Source organism: Aeromonas sp. s13 (assembly GCF_040907905.1).
Taxonomy (GTDB): Bacteria; Pseudomonadota; Gammaproteobacteria; order Enterobacterales; family Aeromonadaceae; genus Aeromonas; species Aeromonas veronii.
Genome location: NZ_JBFOCS010000072.1, coordinates 44,529 through 63,047, shown reverse-complemented (window position 1 = coordinate 63,047; position 18,519 = coordinate 44,529). Strand labels below are relative to the sequence as shown.

17 protein-coding genes and 1 other RNA gene are annotated in these 18,519 nt (G+C 60.2%); 10 read left to right on the top strand and 8 right to left on the bottom strand.

The features are described from left to right. Positions 1 to 11: 11 nt before the first annotated feature. The 4 genes from AB5Y82_RS14755 to AB5Y82_RS14740 all read right to left on the bottom strand — a co-directional run bounded on the left by AB5Y82_RS14755 (position 12) and on the right by AB5Y82_RS14740 (position 3,579). Positions 12 to 833 carry a cobalamin-binding protein gene (locus tag AB5Y82_RS14755; RefSeq protein WP_162632498.1) on the bottom strand — a complete coding sequence of 274 codons (822 nt, stop codon included), beginning with the start codon at positions 831 to 833 and terminating at the stop codon, positions 12 to 14. Beyond that, entirely contained in the window at positions 826 to 1,788 is a 963-nt protein-coding gene (locus tag AB5Y82_RS14750) for a cobalamin biosynthesis protein (RefSeq protein ID WP_111899763.1), read from the bottom strand. The genes AB5Y82_RS14755 and AB5Y82_RS14750 overlap by 8 nt, the downstream gene beginning before the upstream one ends. Beyond that, the gene (mtnN, locus tag AB5Y82_RS14745; protein ID WP_021230869.1) at positions 1,785 to 2,477 is read right to left on the bottom strand and encodes a 5'-methylthioadenosine/S-adenosylhomocysteine nucleosidase; all 693 of its coding nucleotides are present in this window, start codon (positions 2,475 to 2,477) and stop codon (positions 1,785 to 1,787) included. The genes AB5Y82_RS14750 and mtnN overlap by 4 nt, the downstream gene beginning before the upstream one ends. 169 nt (positions 2,478 to 2,646) lie before the next feature. Next, entirely contained in the window at positions 2,647 to 3,579 is a 933-nt protein-coding gene (locus AB5Y82_RS14740) for a ZIP family metal transporter (RefSeq protein WP_111899764.1), read from the bottom strand. A gap of 14 nt (positions 3,580 to 3,593) precedes the next feature. Between AB5Y82_RS14740 and AB5Y82_RS14735 the strand changes: the two genes are divergently transcribed. After that, complete coding sequence (locus AB5Y82_RS14735) at positions 3,594 to 3,761, top strand: hypothetical protein (RefSeq protein ID WP_159143522.1); 168 nt, start codon at positions 3,594 to 3,596, stop codon at positions 3,759 to 3,761. Between the two features lie 157 nt (positions 3,762 to 3,918). Next, positions 3,919 to 5,550: a methyl-accepting chemotaxis protein gene (locus AB5Y82_RS14730; protein ID WP_201901965.1), complete on the top strand. Its 1,632-nt coding sequence runs from the start codon at positions 3,919 to 3,921 to the stop codon at positions 5,548 to 5,550. 407 nt (positions 5,551 to 5,957) lie between these two features. Here the strand turns inward: AB5Y82_RS14730 and suhB are convergent, their stop codons facing one another. Next, positions 5,958 to 6,761: an inositol-1-monophosphatase gene (gene suhB, locus AB5Y82_RS14725; protein ID WP_005352992.1), complete on the bottom strand. Its 804-nt coding sequence runs from the start codon at positions 6,759 to 6,761 to the stop codon at positions 5,958 to 5,960. Between the two features lie 199 nt (positions 6,762 to 6,960). Between suhB and AB5Y82_RS14720 the strand changes: the two genes are divergently transcribed. The 3 genes from AB5Y82_RS14720 to emrD all read left to right on the top strand — a co-directional run bounded on the left by AB5Y82_RS14720 (position 6,961) and on the right by emrD (position 9,706). Continuing rightward, positions 6,961 to 7,416 carry a hypothetical protein gene (locus AB5Y82_RS14720; RefSeq protein ID WP_103252533.1) on the top strand — a complete coding sequence of 152 codons (456 nt, stop codon included), beginning with the start codon at positions 6,961 to 6,963 and terminating at the stop codon, positions 7,414 to 7,416. 168 nt (positions 7,417 to 7,584) lie between these two features. Then, a complete protein-coding gene (locus AB5Y82_RS14715) occupies positions 7,585 to 8,247 on the top strand; it encodes a glutathione S-transferase family protein (RefSeq protein ID WP_058056648.1) in 663 nt (220 codons plus the stop codon). A gap of 262 nt (positions 8,248 to 8,509) precedes the next feature. Further along, entirely contained in the window at positions 8,510 to 9,706 is a 1,197-nt protein-coding gene (gene emrD / locus AB5Y82_RS14710; RefSeq protein ID WP_005333920.1) for a multidrug efflux MFS transporter EmrD, read from the top strand. 84 nt (positions 9,707 to 9,790) lie between these two features. On the opposite strand, the gene AB5Y82_RS14705 is transcribed toward emrD, so the two are convergent. Next, complete coding sequence (locus AB5Y82_RS14705) at positions 9,791 to 10,705, bottom strand: LysR family transcriptional regulator (protein ID WP_368174161.1); 915 nt, start codon at positions 10,703 to 10,705, stop codon at positions 9,791 to 9,793. A gap of 153 nt (positions 10,706 to 10,858) precedes the next feature. Between AB5Y82_RS14705 and fdhD the strand changes: the two genes are divergently transcribed. Then, positions 10,859 to 11,665, top strand: coding sequence for a formate dehydrogenase accessory sulfurtransferase FdhD (fdhD, locus tag AB5Y82_RS14700; RefSeq protein WP_349933957.1), 807 nt, complete (start codon positions 10,859 to 10,861; stop codon positions 11,663 to 11,665). Then, positions 11,652 to 13,943: an FdhF/YdeP family oxidoreductase gene (locus tag AB5Y82_RS14695; protein ID WP_368174160.1), complete on the top strand. Its 2,292-nt coding sequence runs from the start codon at positions 11,652 to 11,654 to the stop codon at positions 13,941 to 13,943. Before fdhD ends, AB5Y82_RS14695 begins: the two co-directional genes overlap by 14 nt. Positions 13,944 to 14,108: 165 nt before the next feature. Here AB5Y82_RS14695 and ssrS read toward each other — a convergent pair. After that, a non-coding RNA gene (gene ssrS / locus AB5Y82_RS14690) (6S RNA) lies at positions 14,109 to 14,290 on the bottom strand. Between the two features lie 16 nt (positions 14,291 to 14,306). Next, positions 14,307 to 14,639 carry a cell division protein ZapA gene (zapA, locus tag AB5Y82_RS14685; protein WP_005333910.1) on the bottom strand — a complete coding sequence of 111 codons (333 nt, stop codon included), beginning with the start codon at positions 14,637 to 14,639 and terminating at the stop codon, positions 14,307 to 14,309. A gap of 173 nt (positions 14,640 to 14,812) precedes the next feature. Here zapA and AB5Y82_RS14680 point away from each other — a divergent pair, with 173 nt between their 5' ends. The 3 genes from AB5Y82_RS14680 to AB5Y82_RS14670 all read left to right on the top strand — a co-directional run bounded on the left by AB5Y82_RS14680 (position 14,813) and on the right by AB5Y82_RS14670 (position 18,188). Continuing rightward, positions 14,813 to 15,382 carry a UPF0149 family protein gene (locus tag AB5Y82_RS14680; protein ID WP_005346580.1) on the top strand — a complete coding sequence of 190 codons (570 nt, stop codon included), beginning with the start codon at positions 14,813 to 14,815 and terminating at the stop codon, positions 15,380 to 15,382. A gap of 177 nt (positions 15,383 to 15,559) precedes the next feature. After that, on the top strand, positions 15,560 to 16,783 hold the full coding sequence (gene ubiH / locus AB5Y82_RS14675) for a 2-octaprenyl-6-methoxyphenyl hydroxylase (RefSeq protein WP_111899768.1): 1,224 nt from the start codon (positions 15,560 to 15,562) through the stop codon (positions 16,781 to 16,783). Positions 16,784 to 16,919: 136 nt separating this feature from the next. Continuing rightward, the gene (locus tag AB5Y82_RS14670) at positions 16,920 to 18,188 is read left to right on the top strand and encodes an FAD-dependent 2-octaprenylphenol hydroxylase (protein ID WP_111899769.1); all 1,269 of its coding nucleotides are present in this window, start codon (positions 16,920 to 16,922) and stop codon (positions 18,186 to 18,188) included. Positions 18,189 to 18,519: the final 331 nt, after the last annotated feature.

The following is an 18,519-nucleotide window of genomic DNA, read 5'->3' as shown; positions in this document are numbered from 1 at the left end:
TTTGGCATTTGTTACTTTCTGATTGCTCTGCATATATCCTCCACCGCATTAAGGGCTCTCGGGGTGAAACGGTGCAGCTCATCCGAGTTGATTAAATCGAGTCGCTGATGCTGTACAGCGTCGAGATTAGGCCACTTTCGCCAGTGACGCAGAGCGTCAGGATCTTGACTCCCAGCCAGGATCAGCGATGGGTTGGCCCTGATCACCTGTTCCATGTCCACTTGAGGGTAAGGGGTCTTGGCATTCGCCATGATGTTGATCCCGCCGCAGAGTTTGATGGCCTGAGCGGGCCAGGCATTGCCACTGACGCTGGTGAGCGGTGGGTACCAGAGCTGGTAGAACACCTTGACACCGGTTGGTTGGCCATAGCGCTGTTGCAGGGAATGTAGGCGCGCCAGATAGCGATCGGCGGCTTCGTTGGCACTCTTCTCCACTCCAAGCAATTTGCCCAGCGCCCGCATCTCGGTCGCCAGCGAGGCAAAATCGGTGGGCTCCGAGTAGAAAACCGGGATACCCAGCTGCTCCAGCGGGGCCAGCATGCGTGACTGGGCCGAGCGCCAGCCCAGGATCAGGTCCGGTTTTTGCGCCAGCAGCGCCTCGACATTGATGCTGCGATAATTGGCCACCTTGGGCTTGTTTTTCACTTCTGCAGGATAGTCGGAGGCATCGTCGATGGCGACCAGCTTGTCACCGGCACCGATGTCGTAAAGCAGTTCGGTAAGATGGGGGACCACGCTCACCACCCGGCTCGGAGTCGCGGCAAACAGAACACCGGGCAACCAGGCCAGCAGCGCGCAGGGCAGCCAAGTCGGCAATCGCAACCATCTAACCATGAAATAACCCCGCCACAGTGACAAGCAGCGCCAGCATCAACCAGCCCCAGCCAATTGCTTGCAGAATATTGAGGACCTTGCGTGGTGACTCTCCACCGGGGTCACCACTGCTGCCAAGTACTGGCCAGCGTTGCAAGGTTCCCTGATAGTAGCGAGGGCCGCCAAGGCGGATCCGGCACTTGTCAGCAAGTAGCGTCAACAGCATCCCGATGGCGGGATAGGGCCAGAGCGCACCATTGCGCAGCAGCTGTGCGGCCTGCTTGAGCCGCGGGAGCAGGAGCGGCAGCCCCAACAGCAGGATGGTGGGAGCATTGAGTCCCTGATAGAGGGCGCTGGTGGCTCGGCCAAAATAGCCAAACGCGGGATCCTTCATGCTCCAGCCCTGGCTCATCAGCTGAGTCAGCCGCCAGAGCAGTGCACCTTGTGCCCCGGCGAGAGCGTACCCCATCAAGGGGCCAGCCCATTGGCCGACCAGACGCAGGGCACAGCTCTCCGTCACTGCTTTGGCGAGCCCCATGGTCGAGAGTTTACTGGTCTCCCGCTTGAGCCAGGGTGTCGCCTGCAATCTCGCCAGCGGCAGGGTCTCCTGGGTGGCGAGCGAGCGGGTGGCATGGGCGAGTTCGCGCAGTGGACGGGATTCGAGCATCAACAGCAGAAACAGCAGGTCGAAGATCGGCTCGCTCAGGGCCAGATTGCGCAGCGACCAGAGCCCGGCGGCGCAGGGGAGCCAGACTACCAGCATCGCCAGCAGGCCGGCCTGCATTTGCTGGCCGGGTGAACCATCGGGTCTGTGTACCTTGTGCCCCAGCCGGGTCAGCAGGGGCGTGACGGCCGAAAGACGCAGATGGGATGGCCACGGGATCACCGCCTCCAGCAGGGCTGCCCCCACCAGAATGGCCGCCGTCGTCGAGAGGAGGGCGTCGGCCATCAAATCAAACGAGCCGTTCTCGATCACAGCTTGCCGAGCATCTTGATGATCACTTCGGCGGAGTGCTTGCCGGCCACTTCGATGAAGGCATCGAAGGATTCAACCTGTTCCTTGCCAGCGATATCGGACATGGCGCGTACCACCAGATAGGGCACCTTGAACATGTGGCACACCTGACCGATCGCGGCACCTTCCATCTCGACCGCCAGCATCTGCGGGAAGTCGGCGCGAGCCTTGGCGATGGCGTCCGGTTTGCACATGAACTGATCGCCGGTGCAGATAAGGCCGACCTTGGTTTGGTGCTTGCCCTGCTCGGCGATGCAATCCTGAGCGACCGCGATGAGCTTCTCGTCGCAGGGGAAGGCGGCGGGTTGCTGCGCCATCTGGCCCATCTCGTAACCAAAAGCGGTCACGTCCACATCGTGGAAACGCATCTCGCTGGCGATCACCACATCACCGATATGCAGGTCCTGGGCAAAGCCGCCCGCAGAGCCGGTATTGATGACGCAGTCGGGGGCAAATTTTTCCAGCAGCAGGCTGGTAGCCACGCTGGCGGCAACCTTACCGATACCGGAGCGGGTCAGGATCACCTCTTTGCCTGCCAGCTCCCCTTGATAGAACTCGCAGCCGCCCAGTTGCAGGGTGGTGGGGTTGCTCATCTGGCTGCGCAGCAGGGCCACTTCTTGCTCCATGGCGCCGATAATACCTACTTTCATTGCTGACCTCGTCTTGATAGCCGTGTGGCTGAATTTAAGTTGCTGTAGATCATAACAAAAGATGGCGTCGGCGCCGAGAGGCACAAGCGAAAGGAGAGATGAAACGCGGCGCTCCATATGGGAGCGCCGCAGGTGACAAAAAGCATTGATGAGAGAGGGGCTAGTGTCTTTAGCCGAGCGCGGTATCGAGGGTCATCATCAGGGCAAAGCCTGCCATCAGGCCGAGGGTGGCATAGGTCTGGTGACCGTTGCGGTGAGTCTCCGGAATTACCTCGTGCGAGACCACAAACAGCATGGCGCCGGCGGCGAGCCCAAGTCCGATGGGGTAGGCGATGGCAAGGCCGCTGGAGAGCCCGACCCCGAGCAGGGCGCCAACCGGTTCGAGCAGGCCGCTGGCGATGGCAACCAGCACCGCCACCGAGGGGCGAAAACCGGCGGCGCACATGGCCAGCGCCACCGCCAATCCTTCCGGAATATCCTGCAGTGCGATGGCAGTGGTAAGCGGCAGCCCCACCGACATATCCCCCTGCGAGAAGCTGACCCCGATGGCCATCCCCTCTGGCAGGTTGTGCAGGGCGATGGCAAAGACGAACAGCCAGACCCGGGAGCAGCTCTCGTGGCCGGGACCGCAGGGGCCGGTCTTGTCATGCTCGTGGGGGGTGAACTGATCCAGTCCCAGCATCAACAGCACCCCGAGGGTCATGCCGACCACCACCACGGCAGCGGCGCTAAAGCCGTTGCCGGTAATCCCCTCGGCGGCCTCCAGCCCCGGCAGCAGCAGGGAGAAGGCGCTGGCCGCCAGCATCATACCGGCGGCAAAGCCGAGCATAGTGTCCTCCACTTTTTGCGGTACCGCTCGCAGGAACAGGGCGGGCAGGGCGCCGATGGCTGTGGCGGCAAACCCGGCGGCACCACCGACAAGGCCATAGCGCACGCCGCTGGTCACTTCGCCGGTAGCGAGCATGATGAGACTCTGCAACAGCAGCAACAAGACGGCTGCCAGCGCGATAAAGAGGCCGAGAGCGGTGAGCGGGCGGCTTTGCATCTGGCTGCGTAGTTGCTGTGACCAGGATAACGGGGGAAGAGCAGAGAGATGGTCCATGGCATGGCCTCAAGGTGAGCAAAGCGGATAATGGCATTACATCCACTTGGCCGCCCCTTGTCCATGTCTGCAAGGCGATTGCCGCCATCGAGAAAATGGCGTCAGGTGAATATGAGATTTTTTGTGATCAGGCTCCGGTTGCTGGCTTTGTTAAGTTGCTTTTAATTTTTAAAGAAAAGTGAGGGGGTGGTCGCTTTGTGCTAGCGTGCGCGCCTTTGCGGAACCCTATCTTCCCGGTGTTCTGCATTCTTTCCCGTCAGGAAGGTCCGGGGATTTGCTCATAGGGACGTGATCGCCACACTCCATTCGCCTGTCAGCAGTAGAGGATCACCCGCCACTATGTTTTACAAGAATCTCTCCATCGGCAAAAAGATTGCCGTGGTTTTTGCGGTCATTGCCGCAGTCAACGTTCTCTTCGGTGTTTTTCTCTCCAGCGAATTGCGCGGTGTGCGTGATCGGGTGCTGAACTTTACCGACTCTACGCTGCCGAGTGTCCTGTCGGTTGAAACCCTGCTCTATGATGTCTCCTATGTCCGTCGTGCCCAGTTCGCCTTGCTGATGGTGAACGATGCCGCTGATCTGCAAGCTCGCCGCAGCCGGATCCAGCAGAATATCCAGAAAGTAGACAACGCATTTCACGCCTATGAGGCGACTGTCGGTGCTGATCATGAGCGTCAGGTGTTTAATCAGGCCAAACAACAGTGGCTCAGTTACCAAGGTGCAGTGAACGAGTTTGATCAACTGCTGGTACAAGGACAACAAGAGCAAGCCAAGGCACAGTTATTTGCCTCGAATGCTGCTTTTGGTTCTTTGGAGCGGGCAGTTTATGCTCTGATCGATGTGAACCTCGGTTTTGTGAAGGAAAACCGCAGCAGCTTGCTTGGCAGCGTCAGCATGGTGACCACTTTCGCCATGGTGAGCATTGGTGCTCTGCTGGTGTTCATGGTGGTGATGACCTGGTTCCTGACCCGCCAGATCTGCCTGCCGCTGCAAGCGGTAGTGGCTCAGGCCAACGCCATTGCCGCCGGCGATCTGACTCATCAGCTGGAGCGTCAGCATATCGGCCGCGACGAGCTGGGCATGCTGGCCAAAGCTTCCCTCAAGATGCAGGACAACCTGCGTGGTCTGATTGAAGAGGTGGTGGCTGCGGTTACCCAGTTGGGGGCGGCGATTGACGAAGTAAGTGCGGTTTCCGAACAGTCTGCCAAGGGTATTCAGAGCCAGCAGCAAGAGATTTCGCTGGTGGCGACGGCCATGACCCAGATGAAAGCGACCGTTGCTGATGTGGCGGGCAATACAGAGCACACTTCTGAGTCTGCCAGTGCGGCTAATACCTTAGCCCGCAAAGGTAATCAGGATGTGCAGCGTTCGCTGGTGGCGATCACCCGTGTGGCGGAAGAGATTGAGCAGGCTGGCACGCTGGTGGCCGAACTGGAGCGTGAATCCGCCCAGATCAACGTAGTGGTCGATGTCATTCGCAGCATTGCCGATCAGACCAATCTGCTGGCTCTTAATGCCGCCATTGAGGCAGCCCGTGCCGGTGAACAGGGCCGAGGCTTTGCGGTGGTTGCCGATGAGGTGCGCACCCTGGCGGGCCGCACCCAGGCTTCTACTGGCGAGATCGTCGCCATCATCGAAACCCTGCAGTCTCGCGCCAATCAGGCGAAAGAGGTGACAGGGCTGAGCTGTGACATGATCCGACAGTGCGTCACCCAAAGCGAACAGACCGGTACCGGTATCCAGCAGATCGAAGAGGCGGTGGCGCAGATCGCCGATATGGCGATCCAGATTGCCAGTGCCTGTGGTGAGCAGGATGCGGTGTCTGACGAGCTGGGTCGCAACGTCGAGCGGATCAACGAATCCGCCAATGAGGTGGCGCATGGGGCGGATCATACTGCCCGCGCGTGTCTGGAGCTGAGCCAGCTGGCGGTGGGTCTGAAGCAGACAATCGGTCGCTTCCGCCTCGCCTGATAAAGGGGCTGGAGTGCACCGGCCTCTTTATTCATAAAAAGTCGGGGCGCTTTGCCTGCCCTCACGACACCCGGCCATGTGCCGGGTGTTTTTTTATCTGGCGATGGGTACGAGGCCTGATGGTTGGGGTTCTTCGCAAGAGGATGAAGGTCAGGGCAAACAGGGGGGGGGCAGATAATTATCCCGGCCTCTGTGCGGTGATATTCAAGAAGGTTGGTTAAGGCGTATTTGCTAACGAGAGAAGGGCGACGAACTGTTTTGGGGATGGGGAACGGGGTGAGCTGATGGTGTGCCCGCTGCGGGGAGGAGAGAATAAGCAGTGAGCTGGTGTGGCCTGACAGGGCATATCGCAGCAATAAAAAAACCGGCTTGCGCCGGTTTTTTTATCTGTCTGCTCGAAGGCTGGCTTATTTAGCCAGAGACTCCGGCAGCTCTTCGCGGATCTTGCCGAGCATCTCTTTCAGGACGCGCGGGTTGGCAACCACGATGTTGCCGGAGTTTTCGTAGTTGTGACCACCTACGAAGTCAGTGACAATGGCGCCAGCTTCTTTGGCCAGCAGTTCACCGGCAGCGGTGTCCCAGGGTTTCAGGCCGATTTCCCAGAAACCGTCGACGCGACCGGCAGCCACGTAGGCCAGATCCAGTGCGGCAGAGCCGGAGCGACGGATGTCGGCACATTCGATGAACATGCTCTGGAACATCTTCAGGTAGGACTCGATGTGGTGCTTTTGCTTGTAGGGGAAACCGGTGGCCAGTACGGTGCCAGCCAGCTCTTTGGCTTTGCCGACACGGATGCGGTAGCCGTTCAGCTGTGCGCCGCTACCACGGGTAGCAGTAAACAGTTCGTCGCGGATGGGATCGTAAACAACGGCTTGTTCGGTTTTGCCTTTCACACGCAGGGCGATGGAAACGGCAAAGTGCGGAATGCCTTTGACAAGGTTGGTCGTGCCATCCAGTGGGTCAATGATCCATTGGTAGTCCGGATTGGTACCGGCAATCTCACCAGACTCTTCAGCAACAATGCTGTGCTCCGGGTAAGATTTTTTGATGGTGTGAATGATGGCCGCTTCGGCTTCACGGTCAACGTTGGTCACGAAGTCATTGCTGCCTTTTTGGATAGCCTCAATGTTCTCAGGCTGGGAGAAGGCTTTTACTACAACTTGACCGGCGTTGCGCGCAGCGCGCACGGCGATATTCAGCATCGGATGCATAGGTTCACCACTGGATGTTAAAGAACGGGGGATAAAAGGACGCGGTATGATACCAGTATTTTGTGCGATGGCAACTGTTATCCCCCTACGACCAATTGATTACCACTGCCAGATTTGACGGCTCCAATATAGACCAGATCTGCGCTAGTCTTATCCCAGCAGCCGGATACAGGCTGTCATGAGCATAGGGATGTGAACCATGAATTTGTCATTAGTGAGTCAAAATGTGTCTACTGCCAGCGAGGGACTGCTGGCCATTTTACGATCGTCACCCGAGTATGGTGATCACTTTGCCCACATCACCGTGACCCCCCTGGCCCAGTGGCAACCGGCCAAGACGGAGGCGGCGATCCTGCTGATCGACGGCGATGCGCCTTGGCAGGATGCCGGATTTGCCCGGGGAGAGGATGAGACGATCGGTTTGCCTGTCTTGCCGCTGCTGATCCGCAAAGGAGACAAGGAGCTGACGGTCTGCGGGCCGGATGTGCGTGACCCCCGTTTCTATTTTGTCTCAAACGGCATCGTGCTGGATGAGTCGGAGCTGGCCGAGCCTGCCTGCAGCCGGGTGCTGTTGCGCAAGCTGGAGTCCTACTTCCCGCTGCTTTCCCGCCTGATCATGCTGCGCCAGCGCAAGCCGGTCGCCGTGATCAACTAATATCTACCATTGCCAGAGCGCATCAGCGGCGCACCGTGGCCTTGTTTGGCCTACGGTGCGCCGCTTTTTAATGGTCTGGAGCCGGTCACTTGTTGCAAGATGAGGCGGCTATGGTATTGCACCCTGTTCCAACCGTGCAATCTGGCTATGACCAACAAGGAGTGAATCATGATCGACTTTTACACCGCCGCGACCCCCAATGGTTTCAAAGTGGCGATCGCCCTCGAAGAGCTGGGTTTGCCCTATCGGGTCATTCCTCTCGATCTTTCGGCGCTGGATCAGAAGAAGCCCGAGTTTCTCGCCATCAACCCAAATGGCCGTATTCCGGCTATCGTCGATCGGGATAACGACGATTTCGCCGTATTCGAGTCGGGGGCCATCCTCATCTATCTGGCGGAGAAAGCAGGCAAGTTGCTGCCCGCTGATCCCAAACGCCGCTCTCAGGCCATCCAGTGGCTGATGTTCCAGATGGGCGGGGTAGGACCCATGATGGGGCAGGCCAACGTCTTCTACCGCTACTTCCCCGAGAAGATCCCCGCCGCTATCGAACGCTACCAGAAGGAGGGGCGCCGCCTGTTCGAGGTGCTCGACAGCCATCTGGCCCATCATGAATATCTGGCGGACGAGTACAGCATCGCCGACATTGCCACCTGGCCCTGGGTGCGTATTTATGACTGGAGCGGTATCTCCATCGAGGGATTGCCCCATCTGCAAGCCTGGATGGATCGCATGGCACAGAAACCTGCCTGCCAGAAGGGGATCACCATACCGCCACGCAAGGAGCAGCCCGATGAGCTGATCAAGCAGGCGCAGCAGATGGTAACACGTTGATTTTTAACTGCTGACGGGGCGTGCTGCCCCGTAATATTAGAAAAACTAAGGCAATCCGATTATAAAGATTCGTTCGTTTTTTGTGAGCTGAATCACTATGATGCCCCCATACCACCAAGCGTCCTGTGCGGTGGCTTGGCGGGCTCCCCGCCTACTGTTTCCAACACTGTTTTTGATTGCATCACAGCCTCTGTGATCAGATTCCTCTGGGCCATTTTGTGCCAGAGGGGCGGCAGCATTTTTTCGATTTTTTGGGACTGATATGGATCGGCACAGTTTTTATCCGTTGTTTTTACTGACCATTCTGATGGTCGCTGTGGGCCAGATGACCCAGACCCTTTATGTTCCCTCCATTCCCATGATGGCGGGGGACTTCAATGTGGCCTCGGGCCAGTTACAGGCGGTGATGGCCTGTTACCTGATCCCCTATGGCCTCTCCCAGTTTGTCTATGGGCCGTTGTCGGATCGTATCGGCCGTCGCCCGGTGCTGATCGTCGGCATGATGGTGTTTCTGGTGGGCACCCTGATCATTCAGGTCATCCCCCATTTTGCCGCCCTGCTAGTGGGTAGCTTTATTCAGGGGCTGGGTACCGGTGCCGGTGGCGCCATGAGCCGTACCGTGATGCGCGATCGCTACAACGGTGCCGAGCTCAACCGCGCCAACAGTCTGGTGAGCATGGGGGTGATCTTCTCCCCGCTGCTGGCACCGGTGCTGGGTGGCTGGCTGACCGAGCTGTTCAACTGGCGTGCCGGTTACTGGTTCCTGTTCGGTTTTGGTGCCGTAGCCACTCTGGCGATCATGGCCTGGTTTGGTGAGACTTTGCCTGCTGCTGCCCGTCAGCCACTGCGCGTCGGTGCTGCCTATCGCCATGTACTGGGCAACCCCAAGTTTCAGGGCAATCTGCTCTGCCTGATGGCGACCTTTGCGGGACTCGCAGTATTTGAAGCGGCGGCTGGTGTGCTGCTCGGCGATGTGCTGAAACTGAGCGCCCGTACCGTGAGCGTGCTGTTCGTGCTGCCGCTGCCCGGCTATCTGTTCGGGGCTTGGCTCTCTGCCAAGCTGAGCTTCCGTTTGACTCAGGGCAAACTGATGCGTCTTGGCATCGCCTTTCTGGCGCTCGGCTCCCTCATCATTCTGGTACCGGGGCTGTTCGGGGTGGTGAGTGCCGCCTCGCTGGTCGGTGGTGCGGCCGTCTACTTCATCGGTAGCGGCATTCTCTACCCGACCGCCACCTCCTGTGCCATCGAGCCCTTCCCGGGTCAGGCCGGCACCGCGGGTGCCATTCTCGGCGGGATGCAGAATCTGGGGGCGGGCGTGGTGACCCTGCTGGCGGCTGGTTTCCCGATGACCGGTCAGGTGACTCTGGGGGCCATCATGACCCTGATGGTGCTGATCGTGGCGCTGAGTTTTGTCTGGCTGCGCCACCACGGCTCGCCGCACGAGCAGATGGCGATTTGATGCCCGCGCTTGCTCTTTGAAAGCCCGCCTTCTGGCGGGCTTTTTCTTTGCCAGAACCGGATGAGGTTTACCGCTCGGCCTGCGTCAAGGCGCGTTTGCCGGTTCACCTTCTGCCACCAGCTCAAGAAAGGCGCGCATGGCGGGGGTGACGCTGTGCTGGCGGGTGATGAAGGCGGTGTGGCCGATGTCGCGTTGCGGCGCCAGCGGCAGGCAGACCAGATCCGAGAGCTTGCTGGCGGATCGGGCGAGGCCGGCACTGACGATGGCCCAACCCAGCCGGTGGCGCACGGCACTCACCAGGTGAAACAGGGAGTCGGTTTCCAGTACCACGTCAAGCCGGATGCCGGCCCGCTCGGCGGCGCGGTCCAGGTACTTGCGAAACTGCATGGTGCGGCTGGGCAGTACCAGCGGCTGCTGCTGCAGTGCGGTCAGGGTCAGCTCGTCGCCGGGGAGGCGCTGATCCGCCTCGTCGCGGTTCATCAGCACCGCCATCTGGTTGTGCCCCTGGGGATAGAGGTGAAAAGTCTGTCTGGCGGCGCCGGTGAGCGGCTCGTCAAACCCCAGCCCGATGTCGCACTGGTGCAGCTCCAGCTGTGACAGCAGGGCTTCGTTGCTGAGCACCGACAGGCGAATGACGATGTCGGGGTAGCGCTGCTTGCAGCGGGCGATGAGCGGCATGATGTCGACATTGGACTGGGGCACTATGCCGATGCGCAGGGTGCCGGAGAGCTCGCCATGAAACAGCGCCAGCTCCTGCTTGAGCGCCTCCTGCTCCAGCAGCATCCGCTCGGCATACTGGCGCACCAGCTCGCCCGCTTCGGTGAGGGCGACGAACTGGCTGGTACGCACCACCAGATCGGTGCCGAGGTTCTTCTCCAGCGCCGTGATGCTGGCCGAGAGGGTCGGCTGGGTGATGTGGCAGGCCTTGGCCGCCTTGGCAAAATGCTGGTGTTTGGCCAGCTCGTGGAAATAGTGCAACTGCTTGATGTTCATGATCATGCGGGAGGTGAGGGGAGGATGGATTTAAAAATTAATCAATTGAAAAATCGTCGTCAATAGAACAACTCTATTGCCATATAGATTTATTTCATTGGTTTTGCGTCTGCCGCCTCTCTAAACTTGAATGCAGTTTGCATTTTTAGGCCAACCTGCATGCCTGCCTACACGCCCGTCGAGATACCCGTCAATTTGCCTGCCTCGCCCGCACTGGATCATCTGGTGGAAGAGGTGGCCGTCGCCATCAACATCAATGGCATCAACCATGCGGTGATGATGGCGACCCCGGACGATCTCGACGACTTTGCCGTCGGCTTTCTGTTTGGCGAGGGGATCATCCGGCACAACCACGAGGTCCATGACATCCAGAGCGCGCCAGCCGAGCAGGGGATGGTGCTGGACATCACCATCGCCAACCGCTCCCTGGCCGCCCTGGCCCGGCACAAGCGCCGGCTGACCGGGGCGACCGGTTGCGGCATCTGCGGCGTGACGGCGGTAGAGCAGGCGCTGCCCGCACTGTCGGTGCTGCCGCTGACGCCGCCGCTGGATGGGGCCTTGCTGGCGGGGCTGCGTGCGCAGATCGCCCAGTGGCAGCTCAAGGGGCAGCAACACGGCGCCCTGCATGCGGCGCTGGCGCTGGATGCAGAGGGCCGGATCCTGCATTGCCGGGAAGATATCGGGCGCCACAATGCCCTCGACAAGCTGATCGGCCTGCTGTTGCGCCGGCACAGTGCGTGCGACACCCTGGTGGTGACCAGCCGCTGCGGCAGCGAGCTGGTGCAAAAAGCCGCCCGTTTCGGTGCCCGTCACCTCATCTGTCTGGCATCGCCCAGCCAGCTGGCGGTCAGGCTGGCCCTCAAATACAACCTCAACGTCGTTCATATTCCCAAGTTTGATGCCCCGGTCAGCTACTCCAGCTATCGCCCGGCGGATCCCATCGGAGAGTGCCATGAGTCATATTGAAAAGCCCGCCAAAGCCGGCGGTTTTTCGTCCCTGCAATCCACCATGAAACAGGTGCTGCGCAGCCAGAAAACCCGTCAGAACATCAAGAACCTGCTGCGGGTCAACCAGACCGACGGCTTCGACTGCCCGGGGTGTGCCTGGGGTGACAACGACCACGGCACTTTCCAGTTCTGCGAGAACGGCGCCAAGGCGGTGGCCTGGGAATCCACCGGCAAGACGGTGGGGGCCGAGTTTTTCGCGGCCCACTCGGTGCGCCAGCTGGCGACCCAGAGCGACTACTGGCTCGAGTATCAGGGGCGGCTGACCGAGCCGATGCGCTACAACCCTGCGACCGATCACTACGAGCCGGTAAGCTGGGACGATGCCTTCGCCCTGATTGCCGACACCCTCAAGGGGCTTGCCAGCCCGGACGAGGTGGAGTTCTACACCTCGGGGCGTGCCAGCAACGAGGCCTCTTATCTTTATCAGCTGTTTGGCCGCCTGTTTGGTACCAACAACTTCCCCGACTGCTCCAACATGTGCCATGAGGCGAGCGGGGTGGCGCTGATCCAGTCGGTCGGCATCGGCAAGGGGACTGTGGTGCTGGATGACTTCGACCAGGCCGATGCGGTGTTCGTCTATGGCCAGAATCCGGGTACCAACCATCCGCGCATGATGAATGCCCTGCGCCAGGCGGCGCGTGGCGGCTGCAAGATCGTCAGCTTCAACAACTTGAAAGAGGTGGCGCTGGAGCGCTTCGCCAGCCCGCAGAGCCCGCTCGAGCTGCTGACCCCGGCGGCCACCACCATCAGCCACCAGTACCTGACGCCGAAACTGGGTGGCGACATGGCCGCCATGCGTGGCATGGCCAAGTACATCCTGGAAGAGGCGCCAGAGGTGGTGGATCGCGACTTCATCGCTCGCCACACCCGCCATTTTGACGAGTATGAGGCGCAGGTGCGTGCCACCGACTGGGCGGCGATCGAGCAGCAGTCCGGCCTGAGTCGCGCCGAGATCGTGCAGGCCGCCCGGGTCTTTGCCGCCAGCCAGCGCATCATAAGCTGCTGGGCCATGGGGGTGACCCAGCATCTGCATTCGGTCGATACCATCCGCGAAATCGTCAACCTGCACCTGATACGCGGCCAGATTGGCAAGCCGGGGGCGGGGCTCTGTCCGGTACGGGGCCACAGCAACGTGCAGGGCAACCGCACCATGGGGATCAACGAAAAGCCCACCGCCGCCTTTATCGACCGGCTCGAGCGTCACTTGCAGGTGAGCCTGCCACGGGCCGCAGGTCACAACGTTTACGAGGCGCTCAAGGCGCTGGACGAGGGCAAGAGCAAGGTGCTCATCTGCCTGGGTGGCAACCTGGCGGCAGCGGCGCCCGACACCGACTTCACCTACGGGGCGATGAAAAAGGCCGAGCTCAACGTGCAGATCAGCACCAAGCTCAACCGCAGCCATCTGCAGGTGGGTAAGGCGGCGCTGATCCTGCCCTGCCTCGGTCGCACCGAGCTCGATATCCAGCACAGCGGCAACCAGAAGATCACGGTGGAGGACACCTTCAGCATGGTGCACGCCTCGACCGGCGCAGCCGAGCCGGTATCGCCCCTCTGCCTCTCCGAGACCGACATAGTGGCGCGGATGGCTCATGCCACCGTGGGCGGCGAGCGGGTCGACTGGCTGGCCCTGCGCGATGATTATGCTCGTATCCGTGATCTTATCGAACAGACCATCGCCGGTTTTGCCGATTTCAATGCCCGCATCCAGCAGCCGTGCGGTTTTCATCTGGATAACTCCGCCGCCAAGCTGGTGTGGAACACCGCCAGCGGCCAGGCCGAGTTTCGTGCCAGCACCCTGCCGCACTCTGTGTTGCCGGAGTGTACCCGCCATGCCGAGCAGATGAGCGATCAGCCGGTGCTGCTGCTGCAGAGCCTGCGCTCCCACGATCAGTACAACACCACCATCTATGGCATGGATGACCGTTATCGCGGCATCAAGGGCCAGCGCAATGTGGTGTTCATGAACGAGGCGGATGCCCGCCAGCTTGGCTTTGCCGAAGGGGACAGGGTTGACATGGCTGCCATCTGCAACGACGGGCGCGAGCGCAGCGTGACCGGTTTTGTGGTGGTGATCTACGAGATCCCGCGCGGCAACATCGCAGCCTACTATCCGGAGACCAACCCGCTGGTGCCCATCGACAGCATAGGGGCGGGCTCGTTTACCCCGACCTCCAAGTCCATCCCGGTGCTGGTGACCGCCTCCCGCCAGCAGGAGAATTTGTTGCTGGTCAAATAGACGCGCTAACGCGACTGGCTGCGCTAACACAGCATGCACTGTGAATGCGGTGATGCCCCGGGTGAGCTTTTCATCCGGGGCATTTTTTCAGCTCTGAAAGGGGTAGGGGGCGTTGATCATCAGGCAAAGAAAAAGCCCGTCACGCTGGTGACGGGCTTTTGCTGTTGGTACCCCGAGATGCCGTTGCCGGTTTGGGCCCTTGAACCGTCGGTTCAAGGCGGGGATCGGATCTGACCGCAGGCTTCTCGGTCGTGCCGAGCATGCGCAATAGCCAGAAGGCAGATCCCCTGTTTGGTATGAATATCGGCTCGGGGACTTGAACCGGCTGACAAACATCCCAGGGAATTTTAAAACGGTTTGCGATTAGGGCTGTTGCCCCTCTTCGCTGGAATCACCATATTGTCCGTGCTCGATCAGGGCCGCTTCGATGGTGCGCTGCAGCATCTTGATCCGCTTGTCCATGGTCTCAGAGTATTGGTGGTTCTTCTCTTTTTCAAGGCAGAGCTCATGACAGAAATTGAGCGCCGCCATGATAGCCAATTGCTCGTTGCTGGAGACTTTGGAGCGTTGACGCAGGTCGATCAACTTGTCGGTCAGCTGCTCGGCGGCCTGGCGCAGGGCATCCTGCTGTCCCAGGGGACAGGATACCTTGTAGGGACGTCCCAAAATGACGATTTCTACGGCCTCTGTGCTCATGCCTTCCTCAATACGGCGGAGCTGATTTCCGCCTTTATCCACGTGGACAACTGGGCGGGACTATATAGCGCAGATGCATAAGTTTCAAGGCCTTGCTGGCTCTGGAAGAGGGAGAATGCTAGGATCCTGACCATTAATTCTGCAAATTTGACTGAACTTTGAGCGGATCCTCGATGAGCAAAACGAACCCCCTTAAATATGCGGCAGTGGCCGACATCATGGAACAACATGAGCTGATGGCCAGCGCAGTAGAGGCCCATGGTGTGATCTGCGGTCTGGTGTGCGGCGGTGTGGCACTGGACGACAAGAGTTGGGTGCCCCATTTCAACGATCTGGTGAACGACGGTTTCGGCCTGCCGGCCCCGGTGCGCCAGGTGATGACCGATCTTTATCACAATGTAGTCGAGAGCCTGATGGCCCAGAAGGGGGTCGAGCTGCTGCTGCCAAGCGATGATGCTCCCCTCGACGAGCGCATCGATTCGCTGGTGGACTGGTCACAGGCATTTCTGGCCGGTTTCGGCGTGGTGCAGCAGGAGTTGTCGCGTGCGTCGGAAGAGTTGCAGGAGATGATCCAGGATATCGCCAGTATCACTCAGGTCTCCGCCGAGTTCGATCAGGAAGATGACGAGAACGAAGCCTCCTTCCTGGTGCTCTACGAACACGTCAAACTGGGGGTCATGATGGCCTTCGAAGAGTTTGGCAAGCGCCCCGATACCCCGAGCGCGCCGCCGACCCTTCATTGAGGTGCGGGTCAACGCGACCCTTACTGAATCTGCAAGAGCGCCTGATGGCGCTCTTTTTTATTCCCTTGTGGTGGCTAACCCTGTGAGGCATAACCTGTTTTTTGCCGGTGACCTCGCATTCGGCCAGCGGCTTTGTGATAGCATGAGGCCACCTTTTTCACTTCTTCCTCTCTGCTTATGTCTCAATCTGATGTGCGACAGGTCGATGTCACCCTGGTCGGCGGTGGAATGAGCGGTGCCGTGCTGGCCCTCTCGCTGGCAGCCCTGCTTCGGTCCGATGGCTCCCCCCTCGAGATCCTGCTGCTGGAGGCAAGCGTCCCCGAACAGCACACCCATTCAGGGTTCGACGCCCGAGCCATTGCGCTCTCGGCCGGTACCTGTGATGCGCTGTTGCGACGCGGACTCTGGCCGCTGTTTGCCCCCCATTGCGCCCCCATTACCCAGATTCATGTCTCGGATCGGGGCCACTTCGGTCAGGCTCGCCTGTCGGCTGCCGAATACGGTCTGCCCGCGCTGGGCCAGGTGATCGAGCTTGCAGCTGCCGGTCATGAGCTGCAACGGGCGATGGCGGCCTCTCCCAATATCCGGGTCTGCTGTCCGGCTCGGGTGAGCGAGATTGCGCCCGATGAGGAGAAGGTGACCCTCACCCTCGAGAGCGGTGAACAGATTGAGACCCGCCTGCTGGTGGCGGCAGACGGCGGCAACTCCTTTGTGCGTCAGCACTTCAAGTTGCCGGTGACCCGCCACGACTTTGAGCAGCACGCCATCATCGCCACGGTCAAAACGGCGCAAGACCCTGAGGGACGCGCCTTCGAGCGCTTTACCGAAGGGGGGCCGCTGGCCCTGCTGCCGATGCAGGATGGGCTCTCCTCTCTGGTATGGAGCGTCGGGCAGCATGAGGTGGATGAGCTGATGGCCCTCGATGAGGCGGCGTTTCTTGCCCGTCTGCAGCAGGCCTTTGGCTGGCGGCTTGGTCGCTTCGAGCGATGCGGCGTGCGTAACGTCTATCCGCTCATTCTGACCGCCTGCGACTACCCGCTGGCCCAGCGCACCGTGCTGGTCGGTAATGCCGCCCACGCCCTGCACCCGATTGCCGGACAGGGCTTCAACCTCGGGATGCGGGATCTCGACCTGCTTACCGGCGCCGTAGCCAAGGCGTTGGCAGAGGGGGAGGATATCGGCAGCTTCAAGGTACTGAGTGGCTACTGGCAGCAGCGTCAGCGCGATCAGGAGCAGACCGTCTGGCTTACCTCTTCGCTGGCCCAGCTCTTCTCCAATGGTCACGATCCGCTGGTGGCTGGGCGCAATCTGGCGCTCACCCTGATGGGGCGATTCCCGTGCCTCAAGGCGCCGCTTGCCTCGCGCACCCTGGGCTTTGTCGCTGATGTGTGCGGCAACTAGCCAGCACTTGTTGAGTGGAACCTGTTGACCGGAAGATGGTGACCGCCATTCGTTGATCAAAACCTATTGAATAAAGAGGTGATGCCTGCGGGCGTCCCCTCGCTGGCCAGCCGGTCAGCCCTGAAAGGATGAGATGATGCAGATGCAAAATGTGGATGTGGTGATTGTCGGTGGCGGCATGGTGGGGCTGGGGCTCGCTGCGGCCCTGAAACATAGCGCCCTCAAGGTGCTGGTGGTGGAGGGACAACTGCCCGACCCGCAGCTGGGGGAGGTGGCCGATAACCGGGTCAGCGCCCTGAGTCTGGCCAGCCAGCAGATCCTGCGCCATGTCGGCGCCTGGGACGGCATTGAAGCGCGCCGCCTGCAGGCCTACGACAAGATGGCGGTGTGGGAGCAGGACAGTTTTGGCCATATCGACTTCGATGCCGCCAGCCTGCGTCAGGCCAACCTCGGCCACATCGTCGAGAATCGGGTGATCCAGCTGGCGCTGCTTGAGGCAATTGAAGGTGCCAGCAATATCCAGTTGCTGACCCCCGCCAGAGCCAAGAGCCTGCAGAGCGGCCCGGCGGGCGCCCTGCTGCTTCTTGAAGATGGTCAGGCCATCTCGGCCAAACTGGTGGTGGCTGCCGATGGCGCCCACTCCTGGGTGCGCCGTCAGGCTGATATCCCGCTTACCAGCTGGGATTATGGCCACCACGCGCTGGTGGCGACGGTGCGCTGCGCCGAACCCCATGAGGCGGTGGCACGCCAGATCTTCACCCCGGATGGCCCGCTCGCCTTTTTGCCGCTGTGGCAGGAGAACCTCTGCTCCATCGTCTGGTCGCTGCCTGCGGCCCGCGCCGAGGCGCTCTGCGCCTGCGATGACGAGCAGTTCAACCGCCAGCTCACTGCCGCCTTCGACGCTCGGCTCGGTCTGTGCAAGGTGGAGGGGGCGCGCAGCGCGATTCCTCTTACCGCCCGCTATGCCCGCGATTTTGCTCGCGAGCGGTTGGTGCTGGTGGGAGATGCTGCCCACACCATCCACCCGCTGGCGGGGCAGGGGGTCAACCTTGGCCTGCTGGATGCTGCCGCGCTGGCGGAGCAGATCTTGCAAAATCATGCCGCGGGCGAGGATATCGGCCTGCTCGCCAACCTGCGCAGTTACGAGCGCTGGCGCAAGAGCGAGGCGGCTCGCATGCTGGCGGCGATGGAAGGGCTCAAGCGGTTGTTCAGCGGGGCCAACCCGCTCAAGAAACTGGTGCGGGGCGTGGGATTGCGCGCGGCCAATCTGCTGACGCCCTTCAAGGAGGGGGTGATCCGCGCCGCCATGGGGCTGGAGGGAGAGTTGCCCGCATTGGCCCGTCCTGACTGGACTGTTGCTGCGACCAAAGGCAGTGCCATGCAGGCCAAGGGTGAAAAAAACTAATATTACTCGCCGTTTTTGACAACAAAAGTAATCCGACAAGGCTGACGACCCGTTTTGGGTGTCAGCCTTTAATTTTGCTCTGGAGCGAAACGTTTTTCTGCAAATTGTGACGAAACGGTAAAAATCAAAATTTAATCTCGCCTGAGTCGGCTTATGGCTGTTTTTATCACTGCATTTATCTTAGTGTCTGGAGTCAGTTTTACGGGAGGGGATTAGTTTTTTTTGAGCGGCACGCTCGCCTGCTTGTCATATAATCCGCTCCGTTCAAGGAATCCCTCTTGCCTGGCAAGGGCAGGAACGAGCACACACTTTTGGATCCGGTCGCTTTTTG